This window comes from Lysinibacillus sp. NPDC059133, assembly GCF_042755925.1.
Classification (GTDB): domain Bacteria; phylum Bacillota; class Bacilli; order Bacillales_A; family Planococcaceae; genus Lysinibacillus.
On the sequence record NZ_JBHZDH010000016.1, the window covers coordinates 84,241 to 103,160 of the forward strand.

At 35.7% G+C, this 18,920-nt stretch carries 20 protein-coding genes and 1 pseudogene; 4 read left to right on the forward strand and 17 right to left on the reverse strand.

What is annotated here, in order from left to right:
* Positions 1 to 77: 77 nt before the first annotated feature.
* Both ACFXN8_RS11185 and ACFXN8_RS11190 read left to right on the forward strand, forming a co-directional pair.
* Positions 78 to 992 (forward strand): class I SAM-dependent methyltransferase, encoded by a 915-nt coding sequence (locus tag ACFXN8_RS11185; protein WP_386845072.1) that lies wholly within the window; start codon positions 78 to 80, stop codon positions 990 to 992.
* 20 nt (positions 993 to 1,012) lie between these two features.
* Entirely contained in the window at positions 1,013 to 1,366 is a 354-nt protein-coding gene (locus tag ACFXN8_RS11190) for a cupin domain-containing protein (protein WP_376074792.1), read from the forward strand.
* A 291-nt stretch (positions 1,367 to 1,657) separates the two neighbouring features.
* Here ACFXN8_RS11190 and ACFXN8_RS11195 read toward each other — a convergent pair whose 3' ends face one another.
* The 5 genes from ACFXN8_RS11195 to ACFXN8_RS11215 form a co-directional block, all read right to left on the reverse strand.
* Positions 1,658 to 2,077, reverse strand: coding sequence for a VOC family protein (locus tag ACFXN8_RS11195; RefSeq protein ID WP_386845075.1), 420 nt, complete (start codon positions 2,075 to 2,077; stop codon positions 1,658 to 1,660).
* Between the two features lie 191 nt (positions 2,078 to 2,268).
* On the reverse strand, positions 2,269 to 2,979 hold the full coding sequence (locus ACFXN8_RS11200; protein ID WP_386845077.1) for an ABC transporter permease: 711 nt from the start codon (positions 2,977 to 2,979) through the stop codon (positions 2,269 to 2,271).
* 11 nt (positions 2,980 to 2,990) lie between these two features.
* A complete protein-coding gene (locus tag ACFXN8_RS11205; protein ID WP_386845079.1) occupies positions 2,991 to 3,686 on the reverse strand; it encodes an ABC transporter ATP-binding protein in 696 nt (231 codons plus the stop codon).
* A 63-nt stretch (positions 3,687 to 3,749) separates the two neighbouring features.
* Positions 3,750 to 4,298, reverse strand: coding sequence for a PadR family transcriptional regulator (locus ACFXN8_RS11210; protein ID WP_386845081.1), 549 nt, complete (start codon positions 4,296 to 4,298; stop codon positions 3,750 to 3,752).
* Positions 4,299 to 4,553: 255 nt separating this feature from the next.
* Positions 4,554 to 5,399 carry an MBL fold metallo-hydrolase gene (locus ACFXN8_RS11215; protein ID WP_386845083.1) on the reverse strand — a complete coding sequence of 282 codons (846 nt, stop codon included), beginning with the start codon at positions 5,397 to 5,399 and terminating at the stop codon, positions 4,554 to 4,556.
* Between the two features lie 478 nt (positions 5,400 to 5,877).
* On the opposite strand from ACFXN8_RS11215, the gene ACFXN8_RS11220 reads away from it, so the two are divergent.
* Positions 5,878 to 6,657, forward strand: a complete 780-nt coding sequence (locus tag ACFXN8_RS11220) for a DUF1266 domain-containing protein (RefSeq protein WP_386845085.1) — start codon at positions 5,878 to 5,880, stop codon at positions 6,655 to 6,657.
* Positions 6,658 to 6,718: 61 nt separating this feature from the next.
* On the opposite strand, the pseudogene ACFXN8_RS11225 reads toward ACFXN8_RS11220, so the two are convergent.
* The 12 genes and pseudogenes from ACFXN8_RS11225 to ACFXN8_RS11280 all read right to left on the reverse strand — a co-directional run.
* Positions 6,719 to 7,414 (reverse strand): annotated as a pseudogene (locus tag ACFXN8_RS11225) (class I SAM-dependent methyltransferase); the annotation flags it as partial.
* 48 nt (positions 7,415 to 7,462) lie between these two features.
* Positions 7,463 to 7,729 carry a phosphocarrier protein HPr gene (locus ACFXN8_RS11230; protein ID WP_386845087.1) on the reverse strand — a complete coding sequence of 89 codons (267 nt, stop codon included), beginning with the start codon at positions 7,727 to 7,729 and terminating at the stop codon, positions 7,463 to 7,465.
* Between the two features lie 137 nt (positions 7,730 to 7,866).
* Entirely contained in the window at positions 7,867 to 8,673 is an 807-nt protein-coding gene (locus tag ACFXN8_RS11235) for a BtpA/SgcQ family protein (protein ID WP_386845089.1), read from the reverse strand.
* Positions 8,673 to 9,659 carry an IF-2B domain-containing protein gene (locus ACFXN8_RS11240; RefSeq protein ID WP_386845091.1) on the reverse strand — a complete coding sequence of 329 codons (987 nt, stop codon included), beginning with the start codon at positions 9,657 to 9,659 and terminating at the stop codon, positions 8,673 to 8,675. The genes ACFXN8_RS11235 and ACFXN8_RS11240 overlap by 1 nt, the downstream gene beginning before the upstream one ends.
* 134 nt (positions 9,660 to 9,793) lie before the next feature.
* Positions 9,794 to 10,519, reverse strand: coding sequence for an amidohydrolase family protein (locus tag ACFXN8_RS11245; protein ID WP_386845093.1), 726 nt, complete (start codon positions 10,517 to 10,519; stop codon positions 9,794 to 9,796).
* A gap of 87 nt (positions 10,520 to 10,606) precedes the next feature.
* Positions 10,607 to 11,431 (reverse strand): PTS system mannose/fructose/sorbose family transporter subunit IID, encoded by an 825-nt coding sequence (locus ACFXN8_RS11250; protein ID WP_386845095.1) that lies wholly within the window; start codon positions 11,429 to 11,431, stop codon positions 10,607 to 10,609.
* Between the two features lie 13 nt (positions 11,432 to 11,444).
* Positions 11,445 to 12,197: a PTS mannose/fructose/sorbose/N-acetylgalactosamine transporter subunit IIC gene (locus tag ACFXN8_RS11255; protein WP_386845097.1), complete on the reverse strand. Its 753-nt coding sequence runs from the start codon at positions 12,195 to 12,197 to the stop codon at positions 11,445 to 11,447.
* A gap of 515 nt (positions 12,198 to 12,712) precedes the next feature.
* Positions 12,713 to 13,102 carry a PTS sugar transporter subunit IIA gene (locus ACFXN8_RS11260; RefSeq protein ID WP_386845099.1) on the reverse strand — a complete coding sequence of 130 codons (390 nt, stop codon included), beginning with the start codon at positions 13,100 to 13,102 and terminating at the stop codon, positions 12,713 to 12,715.
* Between the two features lie 70 nt (positions 13,103 to 13,172).
* Complete coding sequence (locus ACFXN8_RS11265; protein WP_386845101.1) at positions 13,173 to 13,649, reverse strand: PTS sugar transporter subunit IIB; 477 nt, start codon at positions 13,647 to 13,649, stop codon at positions 13,173 to 13,175.
* A 49-nt stretch (positions 13,650 to 13,698) separates the two neighbouring features.
* Positions 13,699 to 14,427 carry an amidohydrolase family protein gene (locus ACFXN8_RS11270; RefSeq protein ID WP_386845103.1) on the reverse strand — a complete coding sequence of 243 codons (729 nt, stop codon included), beginning with the start codon at positions 14,425 to 14,427 and terminating at the stop codon, positions 13,699 to 13,701.
* Between the two features lie 36 nt (positions 14,428 to 14,463).
* Positions 14,464 to 15,210 (reverse strand): GntR family transcriptional regulator, encoded by a 747-nt coding sequence (locus ACFXN8_RS11275; protein WP_386845105.1) that lies wholly within the window; start codon positions 15,208 to 15,210, stop codon positions 14,464 to 14,466.
* A gap of 1,372 nt (positions 15,211 to 16,582) precedes the next feature.
* Positions 16,583 to 17,428, reverse strand: coding sequence for an alpha/beta hydrolase (locus tag ACFXN8_RS11280; RefSeq protein WP_386845120.1), 846 nt, complete (start codon positions 17,426 to 17,428; stop codon positions 16,583 to 16,585).
* A 259-nt stretch (positions 17,429 to 17,687) separates the two neighbouring features.
* Between ACFXN8_RS11280 and ACFXN8_RS11285 the strand changes: the two genes are divergently transcribed.
* Positions 17,688 to 18,173 (forward strand): tetratricopeptide repeat protein, encoded by a 486-nt coding sequence (locus ACFXN8_RS11285; RefSeq protein WP_386845107.1) that lies wholly within the window; start codon positions 17,688 to 17,690, stop codon positions 18,171 to 18,173.
* Positions 18,174 to 18,920 lie beyond the last annotated feature (747 nt).

The window sequence follows — 18,920 nt, forward strand, 5'->3', positions numbered from 1 at the left end:
CTTTTATTATATTTATTTGTACAATAGGATTCTCCTGGCCAGGGGGAATCCTATTTTTTTTGAAGGAGTGTATTTGCATGAACAAAGGTGAATCCAGTTTAACTTCATTAATCTCAGCTTTTGCCAGAGCTTATCACAGTCAATTCGATACCCCTATAATTTTTGATGACTACCTTGCAAAAGAATTGATCACACAAAAAGAGTTCCATGACATTCAAACAAATATGGTACAAGGCATCCAGTTTTTTAACAAAGAAATCGCAGAAAAACTAAATGGACAAACTGAAGAGCTATTAAAATGGATTGTGCAAACTCAACTCTCTCCTACTCCCTTAGCACGTGCAGCATATTGTGAAAAAGTTTTGCTAAATGAAGTCATGTTAGGTTTACAGCAATATGTCATACTCGGAGCAGGGTTAGATACGTTTGGCTTAAGACACTCTGAACTTGAAAACATGTTGGAAATCTTTGAAATTGATCACCCTGCAACACAGGAATTTAAAAAGAAAAGAATGGCTGAAGTTAATCTAAAGCTTCCTAGTAATGTACATTTCGTTTCGATGGATTTCACAAAAAAGTTTGCAACTCAAAATTTATTGGACAGCGGCTTTGACAATAAAAAAACTTTCTTTAGTCTATTAGGCGTTTCCTATTATTTAACGAAAGAGGAAACTTCAAGCTTACTTGATCATTTGTTTGCCAATGTACCATCAGGAAGTTCCATCATATTTGATTATGCAGATGAAAAACTATTTAAAGAAAGTGGAATTTCAAATCGTGTTGATAACATGGTGAAAATGGCTGCAGCAAGTGGTGAACCGATGAAATCGTGTTTTACTTATGAAGAACTGGAAAAAATGTTAGAAAACTCAGGACTGCTTATTTATGAACATCTTTCGCCAGATACAATTAATGAGCTTTATTTTGACAATCGAAAAGATTATCTAACAGCCTTTGAAACGATTCATTACGTTCATGCTGTAAAAAAATAAGTTAAGTTCGGAGGAATCTAATGAAATTTTATCAATTGTCTAAAGAGAATGGCAAAAACATAACACAATTTAGGTCAAATTTTATTATGTCTCGTATTATCAACACTGAAACATCAGCTAGTATCGGGTGCATGTATTTAGAAGAAAACGATGTTATTGGCTATCATCAAGCTGTAGTTCCCCAGCTTCTCTTAATTATAGAGGGCGAAGGATTTGTAAGAAATGAACAGGAGCAATATTTTCAAGTCAAGCCTGGAGATGCAGTATTTTGGGAAAAGGGTGAATGGCATGAAACTAAAACGGATAAAGGATTAACTGGCATCGTGATAGAATCTGAGCAATTAAATCCGGCAGTTTTTATGCCTTTAAAATAAGTTACTAATATTTTTAAACTATTTCTCAGGCAATTAACTATGCAAAAATAACATTCTTAGCATATTTTAGTAATGTAAGATTGGTTTAGTCTTACACCTCCGAGGCTTGTTACTAAGGGTCACTTATATTAATAAGTGGCCCTCTATAAATTTACTGTTCAAGAAATAGTGTTTCTATATAGTTTATTGACAAACTCCTAGTGTAAAATCAAAGAATTTTCCAACGCTAAAATAATTTTCTGGGAAATTTAGTGGAATCGGAATAAATATTGCTTCTACTCCTTGCCATGCTTATTTTCCCTCCCCATATTTTTCTTTAAAAGCAGGACTCAGCTCACTCCACACATCAAATTTATTTCCGTCTAAATCGTAAAAAACAAAATTTCTTCCCGCATGCCCCCTATTTTCAACTTCTCCAACTCTAATTCCTTTATCTCTAAAATTTTTATGAATAGTCTCTAATGCACTTAATCCATCAACCTCAAAGGTAATCGAAAAATGTTCTTTGCCGTAGCAATCAATGAAATTTGAGCTTTGATTGTTCATTGATCTAACAAGAAAAATACTTTGATTGGCAAAATTAAGAATAGCCTTATCGGTATCTACGTAACTGCACTCTGCTCCCAACTTACTTACATACCACTCACATGACAGTTCTACATTGCTGACTGGAATATAAGTAGTTCCTATTCTAATTAACGTTTCACTCATCTAATCGCCCTCTCCAATGTCTTTAATGAATTATTCTATTTCTAGCTTTTATATCCCTTCTGACCAGTTCTACAATTTCTAAGTTCCCCACAATTGCGCAATGGTGAGGTCTGCAAAGTTGCATTTGTCTACAGTCTGAAATGACCAGACTCAATTTTAAGTTCTGGTCATTTCATTTTTTACTTTTATAATTATTGGTCACTATACTTGAATGTTTTTAAGGAAATGATAAGTGTCAAAGCTAAGCAACCCAATAAAAGGAGTAAAGATTCTCCCCATGTACTAAAGTTATTTAGAAATGCGGCTTTAATTCCATTTAAAAACCATTCAAATGGATTTACTAGACTAATCATTTGTATAAGATTTGGTGCCTTTTCCATTGTAAAAAATGCATCACTACAAAGTAGCATTGGTATCATCAGTACATTTGCAGTCATACTTAGATGTCCCTCGTTTTTCACGAGACTTGAAATAAAAAAGCTTAAAAAGACAAAACTTAATGAAGCTATAAGAATAATCGGTGTCATTAATAAGAGGACATTAAAAGAAAAATTCAGTTGATTGATAACGATAGAGAATAAAAGCACGATATAAGATAAAATAATCGCTACTATAGCCCATGCACTAGAAATACTAACGATATATTTCCATAAAGGCATTGGTGTAGCGTGAAGTAAATTATAAACCCCTCTCTTTCTTTGCGATAACGCTATAAAAGCAGTGGTCATAAATGAATAGAAAAATACACTAACGGCAATGATGCCTTCTACATAATTTCCTGCATAGTTCGGTAAAAATATCCTTAACGCAATGATTGCAGCAAATGGCATTAATATTGACCAAAAGAGTAAATACATATCCTTTATGCTAGATTTCAAATTTAATACGAAAATAGCCTTCATCTTCTCGCTCCTTACTTCGTTAATTCAAAAAATAATTCTTCTAAATTTTGAGTTTGATATCGCTCCATTAAAGCATCAGGTGAGCCATTTGCCACTATTTTTCCGTGATGCATAATCAACACTCTGTCAGCTACATTCATTACCTCCAACATATCGTGGGAAGAAAATAAAACTGTAACGCCGGTATCTTTTAAACGTTTAATGATCTGTTGAATTTCTCTTTGGCCTCTAGGATCCAATCCGGCAGAAGGTTCATCCAAAATTACTAATTTAGGATGATGCAAAGTTGTCACGATAATTGCTAGCCGTTTTTGCTGTCCTAATGACAATTTGATAGCAGGCGTTTTTTTGACCTGCAATAAATCAAAAGCGGCAAGTTTTTCTTCAATTTCATTTTTTGTTAGCGAAATTCCATAGAATGCCCCGAATAATTTTACATTATCCTCTACAGAATAACCTTCGAAAAAAGGGGTTGATTGAAGCTGCGTACCTATTTCCTTTTTGTAATCAGATGTCCAGTACTCAATCGTTCCACTGTCCTGAGGAATAATGCCAAGAAGCATACCGATCGTTGTTGTTTTCCCAGCACCATTTGAGCCCACTAAAGCTATTATATCCCCCTCTTGAATGTCAACATTTATATGATCAACGACACACCTAGCTTTATAATTTTTCGTTAATTGACTAGCACTAATGAGTTTTTTCATTTTTTCTCCCCTTACTTAACATTGTATATTCAACATTGAACATATAGCTATTTTTTAACTCTCTCATTCGAGAGAGTTACTTTTTTTCATAATTTCAATAGCTTGATTTACAAATTTGGATTGTACTTTTACAATTTCTAGCATATTATCAAATGCTAGCTGTGTTAATGCTGGCAGTTCTCCTTGCACAGCAATCAATTTCGCTTCATAGCCAGCATTGATCGCCTTTTCTTCTTGTTCCAAAATTATTTTCTGCTTTTCTAATGCATCCACTGCTTTAGCTTTTGGCAGTTTAAATGCAAAGGATACACCAGAATACAATGTTGTAGGATAAACTACAGAGGATTTTTCAAGAGCCTCGATAATTAATTCTTGCTCATGCGCTCTGCCCTTTTCAGTAATTTGGTAAATTGCTTTTTGTCTGTGACCCGTGGATTCAATACTAGCCACCTCTATATAGCCATCTTTTTCAAGCTTCTTTAAAGCATTATAGATAGAGCCGATTAGCACACCACCCCATCGTTCAGCGTCACTTAATTCAAGCATTACTTTAATATCATAGCCTGTCATTGGTTTTAGCCCCAACATAGCAAGAACTAATAGCCTTGTCATAATAATCACCTTTTTATATTCAACGTTGAATAAATTGAATATAACAATTCTTATTTTTTTTGTCAATAGGCTTAATAATTATTGTTGAAATGTTGTAAAAAAACTAAAAATACTACAATAACGTATTTTATGATAAAATGAATTATATTGCACCATCAAAGGGCATAAACCAATTCAGGCTGTAGCAAATTTATTTGCTACAGCTTTTCATATTTATGATAAAAATCTTCAACAGTAATGGATTTTATTTCATCACTAATTCAGAAATTTGCTGTGATTAGGTAAAGCAATCTGCTCGAATTCAGTTGCTAACTTATACAAATTTCTAGTAAGCTCTTCCCCCTTCATTGGTAATCCATGTCCTGTAATAGCAACTGAAGGTTTTAGAGCCTCTAATTTTTTTACAGAATCCCAAGCAGCTTGCCAATCTGTCGTGAAATATCGTGGCGGTCCGCTAATTTCCTTTTTTTGTAGCAACACTTTGTAGAGCGACTCTTGTTTAACCGTAACAAATGCATCTCCAACAATTAACGCTCGATCCTCTTCGCGAAATAAAGATATATGCCCTGGCGTATGACCCGGAGTATGAATCCAACGAAAATCATCCATAAATGGAATACTTCCATCAGAAGGGAGTGCCTCAACGTTGTTTCCTAAGTTAATGGCTTCATTCGGAAAAAATGATGACATTTTTGCTAGTAAGCCACCATTTACACTAGAATCAGGTTCAGGATAATTTTTTATATCAGTTAAATAAGGTAATTCTAAGGAATGTGCATAAACAGGCATACCCCAGTGTTCAATTAAATCGATTATCGCCCCAACATGATCAAAGTGACCGTGCGTCAAAATTAACGCTTTAGGTCGACTATTTGTTCCAAATCTCTCCTCGGCTATTGAAATAATTTCCTTTGCACTTTTTGGCATGCCTGCATCAATTAATACAAACTCTCTCTTATGAGGTTCACCGTAGAGTACGATATTAACAATTTGAATCGTATGTTGGTATAAATCAGGCATTACTTCTACACCATCTCCACTCCAAATTGATGTCGCTGGAATATATTTAAAGTCGCTACCATAGTTCATATCTTTATGCATGGAAAACCCTTCTTCCTCATTGAATTGTAGATAATCATATTTTTCCTTTATACAGTAAAAATATAGCAAGAAAAAAATGGATTATAATTCAAAACTAGCGACTTAGCAACAGTTATAGTATATTTAATGGATTTACGTTCTCATGCAATTTCTTCTTCACACGATAAGATGTTATAACCTTCCCTGTTCGCTAGCTATATGATTAAACATATATTTTTCCATAGCATCTTTTGAATTCACTATTAAACAGAAACGATCTATAAGCATTAATTAACAGTCCCCTTTCATTAGTTCCTTTCAAACGCTCGTGCCAAAGCCTTTACGCCTACAATGTCATCCTCACTTCCGTTGAAAAGTAATAAAATAGTCTCATTGTATAAAACTACCTGAAAATGTATAATTTTACTGTCTTTTGTTCGAAGTAAGTGATTTTGATTTTTACTTCGCCCGATTAAAACACGGTAAGGAACGTGGTAGTTTGAAGATTGTAGGAATAATTATAGGAGTTGTGGTTTTACTTATTGTTGGTTTAATTATTGCGAGCAAGCGAATCGTGAAAAACGCTAAAAAATCACAGTTAGAAATGGAGTCGGCTAACCCTTTATCGAAAGAAAAACAGCATTTGCTTGCCTACGGTGCCAATCTAGCTCTTTATCGGTCTGAGTCGCCTCGGATACTGCCGGTGAAGGTAGATCATGAAACTTTGAAAGAAGGTCTTTCTTCTAACTGGGACGTTAATAATCCAGAGGAGGCTGTAGAGACCCTAGAATGGCTACTTATGGAAGGGCATCGTGCAAGGTATGATGAGTTCCTTAATTCATTGAAAGCTGGCCAGTCTTTTACAGAGGAAGAAGTGGGCAAATCGCAGAAGTGCTACGAATCTGCGCAAGAAGTAATGATGAAGCAGCTTTCCTTTGCAAAATCAGACTATGACCGTGTGGACACTATTGCCGCCTGGGATTTCGACCGAGCTGTAAATATTGCAAGATGGAGCTACATAGTTGGTTATATAACCGAAGAACAGGCATGGGGCTATATAGCGAGAGCAGCTGATGCCGGCAGCCATATCTTCCAATCTTGGAAGGACTATCTTATATCATTTGCATTTGGCCGAGCCATTGCTTACGAGGGTGACATTTACGACATCATTTGGAGTGGAAAAGAATTGCTGAATGAAAAAGATTCGATCTGGAATGAATTTAGTATTCAACGATCAACGGCACAGGATTCCAATAACTTAACATTGGACAAGGTTTGATGGCATTAAAAAACCTGCTAGATATTTAGCTACTTTCTTAGCTAAAATCTAGCAGGTTTATTTATTTACGAACAGCTTCAAATGTAATTAATGATTGCTCTTTTGAAGGCTTCTTGTTATAAACATATTCAGCGGAGCAAGTAATATCAGAAAAACCTAAGCTTATTAATATGTGTTGGAATTCTTCTATTCCGTACCATCGTACCGGGAATCTTTGTAATTCTGTATCTATTAATTTACCATTTCTCCATTTTTCATATTTTAAAACGGTTAGCGTATATTGATCGACCCAGTTCATTTCAACGGCTTTTCTTTCTAATGAAATTCCTTCCTCTTTTGAAATTTCATAGTAGGATGAAGAAATTTCCCCTGTTCGCCAGTCTGTAGGTAAAAGTAAGTCTACAATTAAGCGACCTCCAGGTATCAAATGATTATACATACATGTTAATGCATCCATTGCATCTTTTGAATTCTCTATTAAACATAACGAACCTGTCGGCATAACAATCGCTTCATATTTTGTGTCTAATGAGAAATTGCTCAAGTTACCTTCATATAGATTTGGCTTGAATCCTCTTTCTTTACAACGTTTTCTGCATAAATCTAACATTTCAGGTGAATAGTCGATTCCCTCAACATTATATCCCTTTTCAAGTAAAGGAATTAAGAAGCGTCCAGAGCCAACTCCCGCTTCAAGCACTTTTCCCGTAGTTCCTTTTAATCGTTCAATATAATATTCCCATTGCAATTCCGCTTGAAGCCGTAATACCGTTTAATAAAGGTGTTCGATCTGTAAAAGAACTCATTATAATGCTAGACCTTCCTTCTTTAAAATTTCTTCTATGCTTTGTAATGCTTCTTTTTCATCGGTACCGTCAACAATAATTTTGATTTCTGCACCTTGGCCGATTCCTAGAGCCATTACGCCCATGATCGATTTTAAGTTTACTCTCTTTTTGTTATATTCAAGCTGAATACTTGAATCATATTTCCCAGCAGCCTTTACTAAAATAGATGCGGGGCGAGCATGAATTCCTGTTTCTTCAATAACCTGATATTGTTTTTCAATCATAATTTTTTCCTGCTCCTTTTCTTATTACTTTTACTTCATACGAATAAAGGCTAGCTTTAACGCCGAATATATTCATCAACACCTCTAGTACTCCACTGCGGTAACGCTATTGTGCATTGGGGGTCAGACTCCAAAAATTATTGTTTGTTTTTTCGAAATTCCTTCGCCTTGTTCGCTTCTTCCATAAAAATGCGAGCTCGTTCAGAATCAATTGGATTTTTCATATCTCCTTTTTTCACCCATGTGGCCACCGATACGCCATCATAGTATTTTAGTAGCTCATAAATGTTATCTCCAGTTGCTCCGCCGCCTAAGAAGATAGGAGTATCAGGCAATTTCGTTCTTACCTTCTCAATCATCTCAATGCTTTCAACCGGGCTATTTCCTGCGATAAATAGTCCATCTGCAAATGCCTCGTGAACGGCCTCCCAAGCGGCATTTTCAATTGATTTACGGCCTAGTGGCACGCCATGGACTTCGTATACATCGGCATAAACCGGCACTTTGGTTCTGATTCTTTTTCTAAGACTAGCAATATCAACGCATTGCGCTTCAAGAATGCCCGCGCTCGTTACATTCGCTCCGGTAAAGAGATGTTCGACCCTTACAAAGTCTGCACCCACCGCATCGGCGACAGATAATCCGGCAACGCCATCCCAGTTCATCAAAATACCCATTGTTAAGTTAGGAAACTCTTTTCTAATTTCATAAGCAATTCTACTCATATAGGCAACTGCTTCTGGTTCAGCATGCTGCTTAATCGGCATATCATTCATATTTTGAATAATAATTCCGTCAAAGCCATTTTCCTGCACCATCTCGGTTTCCTTTAAGGAATAATACACAATCTCATCAATTGTTTGATCAGTGTGTCGATAACTTCCCGGAAGTGGCGGCGGCTGAATCATCGATAAGACGGTACAATTTGGGTTGAACGCTACCATTAGATCGCTCCTCCTAACTTTTTATAGTAATTCATGCTGACATTGAAAATTTGATTTACCGGGATAATTCCCTCTTCAGTAATAAACCCTGATATATGCTTAGGTGTTACCCCAAGTAATTCAGGAGCCTTAAAGTCTATATTTTCTACAAGATTTTGATCCGGCCAATCTTTGGTTAATTTCTTCTCTAATTCTTGGACAACTAACACTTTCTTATATCCATAAATTGAGCGAATATCCAATTTAATTAAAGGGGTTAGAAAATACAATGGAATTTTATAATAGTCACAAACTAAACCTACGATATCAGAGCCAGTTGTATTAAAGCCTGTCCCATCCGGGAAGAACGTTTCCGCTCCCATAAGCGCGACATCACATTCTTTTAGGTAATACATCAGTGCAGCATCCGGGAAAAACTTAATTTGATGACCTGCTTCCTTGCAGACTTTCACATAAGGAAGTCCACCATCAATAATGCGGCTTTCAGGAATATAAATGGTATAGGTTTGCTCATTTTCGCCTATTCTTTTCAAAAATTTATCAACAGTACTTGAGTAATCATAAACCAAAATATTTTTCATGTCTTTGACAGCAGAATTGGCGTAGTCAATAACTTTTAATGTAGCTTCTTTGTTATATTCAAGGTAACCATTCTTTTGATTAATGATTTCTTCAACAGCTTCATCAATTGGTTTGTCTGAATGACTTTCCAGGTTGTTTGTCATCAGTAAGATAGCATTGCTAACCGCCTGACTTGCTTCTCCTCTTGTTTTGATAAAAAATTGGCTTACAGATTGAATTTTTTCTATAATTTCTTTGACGTTACATTTATTATGTTTTCCGTCCAATGCTATCGATTCAATCATGTCACCGATTATAGAAATGTGATTACTTGCGCCCAATACTTTTTGTCCAACAATATCGTCAAATAATGATTGAACGTCTGTAGTCAAAAGATTTCTAACACTTTCTGCTGCCTGAATCATATAAAACCGTCTCCTTCTCGTCTACTAGGCTATTTACACAAACCTTGTTACGAATCTTGTGCAAATAGCCATTTGCAGTGGATATTTGTCCTGCAGGTTTAAAGAAAAAAATATCCTTCTTATTCATGGTGACTTTATTTCTTTAATAAATCATCAGCGTTTTTATAATAGATACTTTCCAGATAGTCCTCTTCCAAGTTAAACATATCAAAAAGGTCAATCGAACATTTGGTCAACGTGGTAGGATAATAAGAACCGAATAGTAATTTTTCCTTTGGTAACACTGAAAATGCTTTTCTAAGAACTTGCACTTCATACTGGTTAGAGGTTTCAACTAGGATATTGTCGTGTTCATTGGCAACATCTACACAGCTATAGCCGTAGTCAAAGCAGCCGATATGGAGGAAAATAAATGTGATATTTGGGTGTTTTTTTGCATGAAGAGCCCATTGCTGAGGCATTGACATAGAACCAATTCCTGTGAAAACTTTCACTGGTGTTTGGGTTTCTTCGACAATATCGAGAATTTGGTCGATATTAGAGCAGCTATCAGGATAGTAGCCATGTTCAATTGAATTAAATTCAATCATTTTGATTCCAGGGAGCTGAAGCACTCTCCTCGTTTCTTCTACTGAACTGTCTTCTTTTGGATTTATGACGGCACAGCCAACTAATTGATTGGGGTGCCTTGTTACAAGATCCGAAATATAGTTATTTTGATCCTGGATTGATTTTCCTTCTAACGCAGAGACAACCCTTAAGGAAATATAGTTTTTTTTCATATCATCTAGTAATTCTTGTTCGAGATATTCGTGAGTTGTCTCATCCCTTTTGATATGAGCATGTATATCGATAATCAAATTTCTTCACCTTCTTGTTTGATTTTCATGTAAGAGCAGCTCCTTCCCTCCAGCGATTTTGGAAGGATAGGGACGCTGCCGCTTCTATTATCCTAAAAATCCTGCGTATACTCCGATGATTCCAAAAATCATAGTTAAGAAGATTAATTTAATGGGTGATACTTTTTTCTTTGTGATGAGGTAATACATGAGACCGGTGTAGAGTAATCCAAGTACCCCAGGCATTAAATTATCTAATGTTTCTTGAATACTGATGGTTGTCTCTCCAGACGTATATTTGATTGGGACATTTACAACCACTAATAATGGAATGAATCCACCGACAATAATATAGGCAGCAATACCGGCAAGTTCTGAAATCCTACTAATTAAACCAGATGATTGGAATTTGCCAACTAATGAAATCCCTTGTTTATAACCTTGGAATACGCCAAGATAGCGAACTCCCAGTGAAAGAATGGTCATACAAATGACGAACATGATCGGTCCAACCCAGCCTGTTCCAGCACTGACTAATGAGATGGCAAGTCCCGCTATAATGGGTCTTGCGGTTCCGTTTAGAAGAGAGTCACCCAATCCTGCCAATGGTCCCATTAGGGCTGTTTTAACAGAGCCAATCGTGGATGGATCAAAGTCTCTTTCATTGGCATATCTTTCTTCCATAGCCGCACTGATTCCAACAGGAATAGCTGAAACCATGTCTTGTGTTAAGAAGTACTCCATATGTCTTTCATATGCTTCTTTTTTATCTTCAGGATCATCATATACTTTTTCAATAACAGGCATCATGGCTTGGGTAAAACCAGCATTTTGCTGACGTTCATAGTTATTAGTGGCACGAATCGTCATTTGGTTCCAAAATACTTTCCATAAATCTTTTTTGGTTAATTTTTTTTCATTCTCTTGCACCATATTCACTCTCTCCTTATGCATTAGTGTTTTGTTCATCTATCTTCAGGTAGTAATACAATGCAACACAAATGACACCCAATAATGCAATTCCGATCATGTTTATTTTTAAATAGGAAGCAAATAAGAACCCTAAGAATAAAAATGGCCAGAATTTTTTCACCTGGATTGTACTTAGTAGTAATGCAAATCCGACTGCACCTATTAATCCTCCGCCAACTGCTAATCCGGTAATCAATTTCTCAGGAACGGCTTCAATGATTCCCTTTACAAAGTCTGCTCCAAAGTAGATTGCTAGAAAAGCAGGTATTCCATATAAAACAGAGTTCATTAACATCGGATAGACCGTATTATTTAATACAAGTCCACGCGTATTTAAATTGGTTATCGCCCTTTCGGCTCGATGCATGAAGAAGATGTTGATCACCGAGTTTTGGAAAGTGGTAGCAATTTGGCCGATAAAGGAAACTGGTAATGCAGTCGCAACAGCTAGTTCGGTTCCACCGCCACCAAGAATCGCTATCCCTGTTGCAATGGCTGTACTGAGAGTGGGATCTGGAGGAGTTGCTGTCCCTACGAAGATTACCGCAAGGAACATTAACTCAATTGTTACACCGACGGCTAATCCCGTGGTTACATCCCCCATAATCAATCCAACGACTGGCCCTGTAAAAATAGGCCTGAAAATATGTGTTTGCAAAGTATGAGAGTCAATAAATGCAATGGTAACAAATAATGCAACTAGTACTGCCTGTAGTAGAATGTCCATGTGTAAGTCCCCCTGCCTATGACTGAAATTTATATTTATTGATTAGTTGGATGACGTATTGACTGCGTTCATTTGGAACTGTGCTTACTTCAAGAGAGATGCTTCAGCTGACTGATGTGAGTGACGCATATCTTCCTAATCGACCCAAAGGTTTCCTAATATCTTGGTTTTGCCTTTTTTCATATTGATGTTGCCCACATTGATTTCTTTTATATCAAGGTCGCCTTCAATCATTTACAGCGCTTCTTTAGATTCTCTTACTAATAATAGGCCCTTCATATCGATTGGATTCTTGGATGGTTCGAATGGTATCATCTACTCCAAGGATTTGCAGTTCGATTGTTTTTGGCGTTGCATCTGCAACAATGTTTTTTAAAATTCATCATTGGCTGCTTTGTCATCTGCGACATTAATTCAAGTCGCGTCCTCCTAGGCAATCCACGTGGTAACGATTTGTTCATGGATTAATCGTCCGTCGATTCTAAAAAATTTGATAATCATTTCCGTTTCGTTTTTTATATGTCACTTAATCCTAAACTGTCGTGGCTTACTTCTACTAATTCAGAAGTCAGGCTGTTAAGGCTTTTTCCATCTCTTGTTAAAATCGCATGAACAAGGATTGGTAAATTCACCCCGTAAAAAACACTTACATTGTCGTTGTTAAAAGAAAATTTGCTGCTGATTTTGAACGGAGTGCCTCCCATGATATCGCAAAATATTAGGAATTGTCCGTCGTTTGAAAGCCCTTTCATTTTTTCGTTTATTAAATCGGAAAGTTCATCTTGTCCCATATCTTCCATTAAACAAAGAAACTCAACATTTTCCGCTTCTCTTGTAAACATTTTTGCAGAATGAACGATTCCTTCTGCCATTTTTCCATGCGTAACAACTAAAATGTTAATCATTTTAAAACCTCCCCAGTTGGGTCCAAAGTTTTTTCTAAAGCTGTATTTATAAAAGGTGATCATTCACTGGTTATTTGCTGATCAATTTAATTACATCTTGACTGCGCTCGTTTGGTACTGTACGAACTTCAAGGGCAACACCTACTTCATGTATCTTGTTTAGATATCGAATATCCTCATCGTCTATCCAAAGGTTACCTAAAATCTTCGTTTTGCCTTTTTTCATGTTGATGTTGCCAACATTAATTTCTTTTAAATCAAGGCCACCTTCAATCATTTGCAGTGCTTCCTTTGGTCCTCTTACTAATAACAGGGTCTTTGTATCACTTGTGTCTTCTTTAATGGTACGAATAGCTTCGTCCATTCCAAGGATTTGCAGTTTAATTGTTTTTGGCGTTGCCATTTGGAGCAATGTTTTTTGAAATTCATCATTGGCTGCTTTGTCATCTGCGACAATAATTATGTTTGCATTTGCGTAGGCAATCCACGCAGTGACAATTTGTCCGTGGATTAATCGTTCGTCGATTCTAAAAACCGTAATGTTCATTTTTATTCGCTCCTTTTTGATGAGTTTTGCGTAACGTAATTTCGAGTCTTTACATTCTCCATAAGTACTCTGCATTTTTATAGAAAATATATTCTAATTGATCTTCTGGAATATTTAATTCAAAAAATTTCTCAATTTCAATGTTTACTAGTTTGTAAGGCCAATCCACTCCGAATGCCATTCGTTCAGTTCCAAGAATTTCAATCGATTTTTTTAACACCTCGGAATTCATTTGACCTGATGTTTCCACCCAAACGTTTTTCAAATCTTTAACTGCTTCGATTGTTGATAATCCAAATTCATAATAACCGGTATGGGTAAAGAGAAAATCAATATTTGGGAATTTCTTCGCGTATTCTGCCCATACATAAGGTGTACTAATTGGAGCTGTACCAACATGTGTTTGAACATGAACGCCGTATTTTGCGATTTCAAAGAAAATATCATTTAAACTAGGTGTATTGTCTGGATAGTATCCGTGTTTCCATGAGTGAAACTTAATGCCGTTCATTTTGTATTCGTCTAAACATTTATGAACTTCCTCAATCGCATCGGATGCTTTAGGATTAATAAAACTATAGCCTTCAATGATGCCTGGATATTCCTGCATCGCTTTGTAGATGGTGTCGTTTTGAACTCTTGTAGAAGTTCCTGATAAGCTGCTAATCCCAATTTTGGTAATCCCGTATCTTCCTAATTCCTCTACAATATCTGTTGGTGTATTTTCGTCACCTGAACTTGTTTTTCCTAAGTGTGAATGAATATCATATATTTTCATGATTTGATTTCCCCCTAACTCAGTTACAGCTATAAACTATTTGTCATCAAATACATCAAGGGTTACTTTATATTGATAAACATCTGAACGGTAATACATTTTTACATATTCGATAGGAATTCCAGATGTATCATACATGACTCGTTCTTTATAAAATATAGGGATGTTATCTTTTATCTCCAAAATCTTCTTCAGCTTATTGTCTGGTGTTTTCGCTTCTAAAATTTCGTCGGCGTATTTAAATTGGACTCCTTTCTTATTCAAAGTGTCATATAATGAGGTCTTTTCACCGAACTCTGATGGATCGAGAGTAAATTCATTGGACATTCTGATATACGCCTTATGCAAACCTACGATGGCATCACCACATAACCGGATTCGTTCTAAATAATACACTTCATCTCCTTCCAAGATATTTAATGATTGAGCAACCTTGAAATTGGACTTTATAATGTTGAACTCCTGGATAATGGAGCTTGAAATTTCGCCAAGTTTTGTTGTATCTTCGCTAAAACTAGTGAGCCGCTTTAGATCATACCTATGTTTCGGGGTACAAACGATTGTTCCTTTTCCTTGCGACTTTTTTACAAATCCCTCGTTCTCTAAATCTTGAATGGCTCGTCTGATGGTTATTCTGCTGACTCCGTATAGATTCTGTAGTTCAGTTTCAGACAACAGCATGTCACCGGCGAGCAATTGTTTACTTTCTATTTTTTTCTTAATTTCCTCATAAATCTGAAAGTGCAAAGGCACCTTCGAATCTTTGTCTATGTTGGGTTTCATAACATTCACCTATCCGATCATTAGCAGTAGATATAACGTTATAATTTGAGGTATAATTTTTGGCTTAACTAAGCTTTAAACCTAATATTTGTTTAAAAATACCTCACGCTAAAAGGAAATAACGTTATAACAAGTTGGAGTAAAATAATAAAGTCTAAACGACTTTTATGTTGGTATTTATTACCAAAAACTAATCATAACATCATGTAAACGCATTCGCTTTTGGAGAAGTTAATATAACGTTATAACAAGTTGCTATGACTATAAAGCTTTTTAAAGTGGTTGTCAACAACTCTTTGTGCTATCTTGTCTTGAATGCGCTTGTGTATCAATGAAACTTTGGCGTTTTACCGGAAGCTTTACGAATGAAAACTGGATTATTTTGATTAACTAACACACCTTATAATAGAACCAAAAGTAGGTAAACATATCCTTAAATTCTTAAACGAAAGACTAGAAGTTTTTTGAATTTAAAAAGCAGCTCATCTTTTTTAGCATTATCATTTTACTAATTTTTATAGGCATTCTATATTTAAAATTATAATTTCACTAACTATCGATTCTCATGAAACAGTATACATTTTTGGCTCATCACCAAAAGTTGTGGATGACATTTGTTTAAACCTATGCCATGTATTTAAGTTGATTGGAGTGGAGGCTGGCGCATGCGAGTGAAGCGGCTCATCGGACGCCCCTAGGAAAGCGCCCAGTCGGAACGGAAGCCAACCACACGTTATAGTGACGGTCCCATTTTTTTACAAAAAGTGTAATTATTTATAGTGATCCTTATTATAGTGATAGGTAAGCCTTTGACGGCCGTTCCCGCACTATTCCAAATAATATAAAAGGAACTCTAATTTCCACAAAAATAATGCGTATAAAAAATAATAGTTGATCTATACTATTAAGGATTTCACTTCAAATCCAATGTGACTAGGAGGGTTAACCCGATGAGTAAGGTTGATCGATAGCTCTGAAGGACCATCAATACTGAATAAAGCTAAAGTACGGTTATCTTAGGAAAATCTTAAGATCCAATGCGGAAGCTAGGCAGTGTGTCATGGAGGAAGAAACGTAAGTGGTAATCAAACCCGGAATATTATTTCCGGGTTCTTTTGTTTTGGTACTACTATATCGTCTTGGCGTAATTGTTGCTGTCGCTTTGCTTTCGCACAGATAAACAATGCGTCCGGATCATAAGTTCCGCCCCATCTAGTTGTTATATTCATTATAAAAAAATCACCCTATAAGAGAGACTTTTTTTAAGTGACTATCTTATAGGGTACATTTTATTTAATACTGAATTTTGATCAAACTTTATTACAAGTTATTAATCTTTTAAGCCACATGAGCAACTGGTCATCAGTCTCTTCTATCCATTAATCCAATTAATTAATTCCCTATCAAAAATATTTGGTTCTTCAAACATTGGGTTATGGCCGCTTTTTTCAAAAATGACCTTCTGAACATTTTTAGATGAATCATCAATTACATCCCAGAGCGAAACAGGAGCGACTAAATAATCATACCTTCCTAACCCTACAAAAATAGGTTTATCGAAATGGGCCATAGATTGGATTAGATTTCGCTCGGCAAAAGCTACACCCCAAAGGTAATCAATAACTTCCATATTTGTATAGACGCCATCCCACATATAAGCAGCATCGAACGTATAGTCATAAAAGCTATGCGCCCCCATGCGAATACACATATGCACAAATCGTCTTTCCGGATCATTGTGAATATCATCCTCTAAGAAAGCAATATCATGCTCAAATTGCTTTGTTCGTTCAGCACTAGCAGTCTCATTAAAAAATGAAAAACTTTGCTGCTGTCTCTCCTGACTGTTTGTCGGTGCTGAATTTAGTAAAATGACCTTCTGAACAAATTGAGGATATTTTTCGGCATATGCCAAGGCCATAAATGCATGTCCAGAATGTCCTAAAATGATAAAATCCTCAAGCTTTAACAATTGTCTTGCTGTTTCGATATCCTCGACAATTTTATCCAAAGTATAATCTTCTTTCTTTAAAGAACGTGGAGGCTTCACAAAACCTCTATGATCTAAGAAGATAAATTGAAAATGTTTATATAAATTTTCCGAGAACAAGCGTGGATAATATACACTGCTACCCACTACCAATATAGGCTGACCTTGTCCCTTCACACAATATTTTAATTCAAATCCTTCATTTAAAATGCTTTGATAATTATTCATCATAATAGTCCTCTTTTCTTTTTATATAGAAGAGCTATCATATAATGCTCCTCTTTCTATCACTCCCCTTCTTTTTTACATTCCCGTGTTTTCTCCATAGAACGTTCCAGCATTCTAACTCACCTCTATTATTATTTTCTATGTATATAAAAGTAGAATTTTCAAAATAGGAATTATTTTCTTAAGTATACAATAATAATTAAAGAGTTTAAAATTATTAAATATTAAGAAAAAATAGAGAGTTAGAGGATATAAGAACATGGATAAGCGATTACAGCACATCATAACATTAAGAGAGAATGGCCGATTGGAAGAAGCAAATCAATTAATGGTGGCACTAGTTCAAGAAAAGCCTGAAAATGCATACTACCAATTTCAATGTGCCTGGACATATGATTCATTAGGAAAAGAAAAAGAGGCTATCCCCCACTATGAAAAAGCGATTCAATTAGGGCTCAAACCAGAAATTTTACTAGATGCTTATTTAGGATTAGGCAGCACTTATCGTACATTAGGGCAATATGAGCAGGCAAAACGTATTTTTGAACAAGCCATAAGCGAGTTTCCAGAAGCTGAACATTTAAAGGTTTTCTATGCGATAACACTTTATAATCTTGGTGAACATTCAATGGCTATGGAAACTTTATTAAATACAATAATTCATACTACTAATCATGAAGGCATAAAAGATTACCGCAAAGCCATTAAGTTTTACAGTGATAAGCTAGATCGAACTTGGGAATAACACAATAAAGGCATAAAAGATCAGGCTTCTATTTTGTGAACCTGATCTTTTCTATAGTTGTCTTCCTTTTTGGTTTCTCGATATATCATATAAAGTTCTCGATAAATTCTAGATCTAAGTCGATAAATATAGGATTTCCCTCGATAAATCGACCTATAGAAAGTTTTCATTGAAGCGACTCTATGTATTTCAGTTAATTATGTTTATGAACATTTCATTATACAAGAATCTACGATAAAATAAGAACATGCATTCGCCCTCCCTTGATTTTCCACACGGGAATATTTTGTTATAAAAGTAAATTGGGTGCGAGAATACATCTTAAACTATAATATATAATGTCGGATAATCTGTGGTTGTAACAATAAAAAAAATAACCGTCGCTTTTATTAGCAGCCGTTATTTTAGTCTGTAGACAATCACTTTTCTAATTACATAAATCTGTATGGCTATTGCAAGACCACGTACTGAAATGAATATTCTTAAAGAACTTTAATAGGAGATCCTACTTAAAATGTAGTATCTCCTTCCTTTGTGTTTAAAAAATAGAATACCTTTATTATTTCTACACATTTGGTTCAGCTTCTTTTCATACTAATGATGAGGAACCGTTGATTTTTCACGGAGAGTGGCGACTCCTGCGGGATGATCTTGCGCTGAAAGCCCCGCAGGAACGTAGTGACGAGGAGAATAATCAATTATGCCTCGGCATAATTGTGTCTGGAATCGGCTTTGTGCTTGCACAAA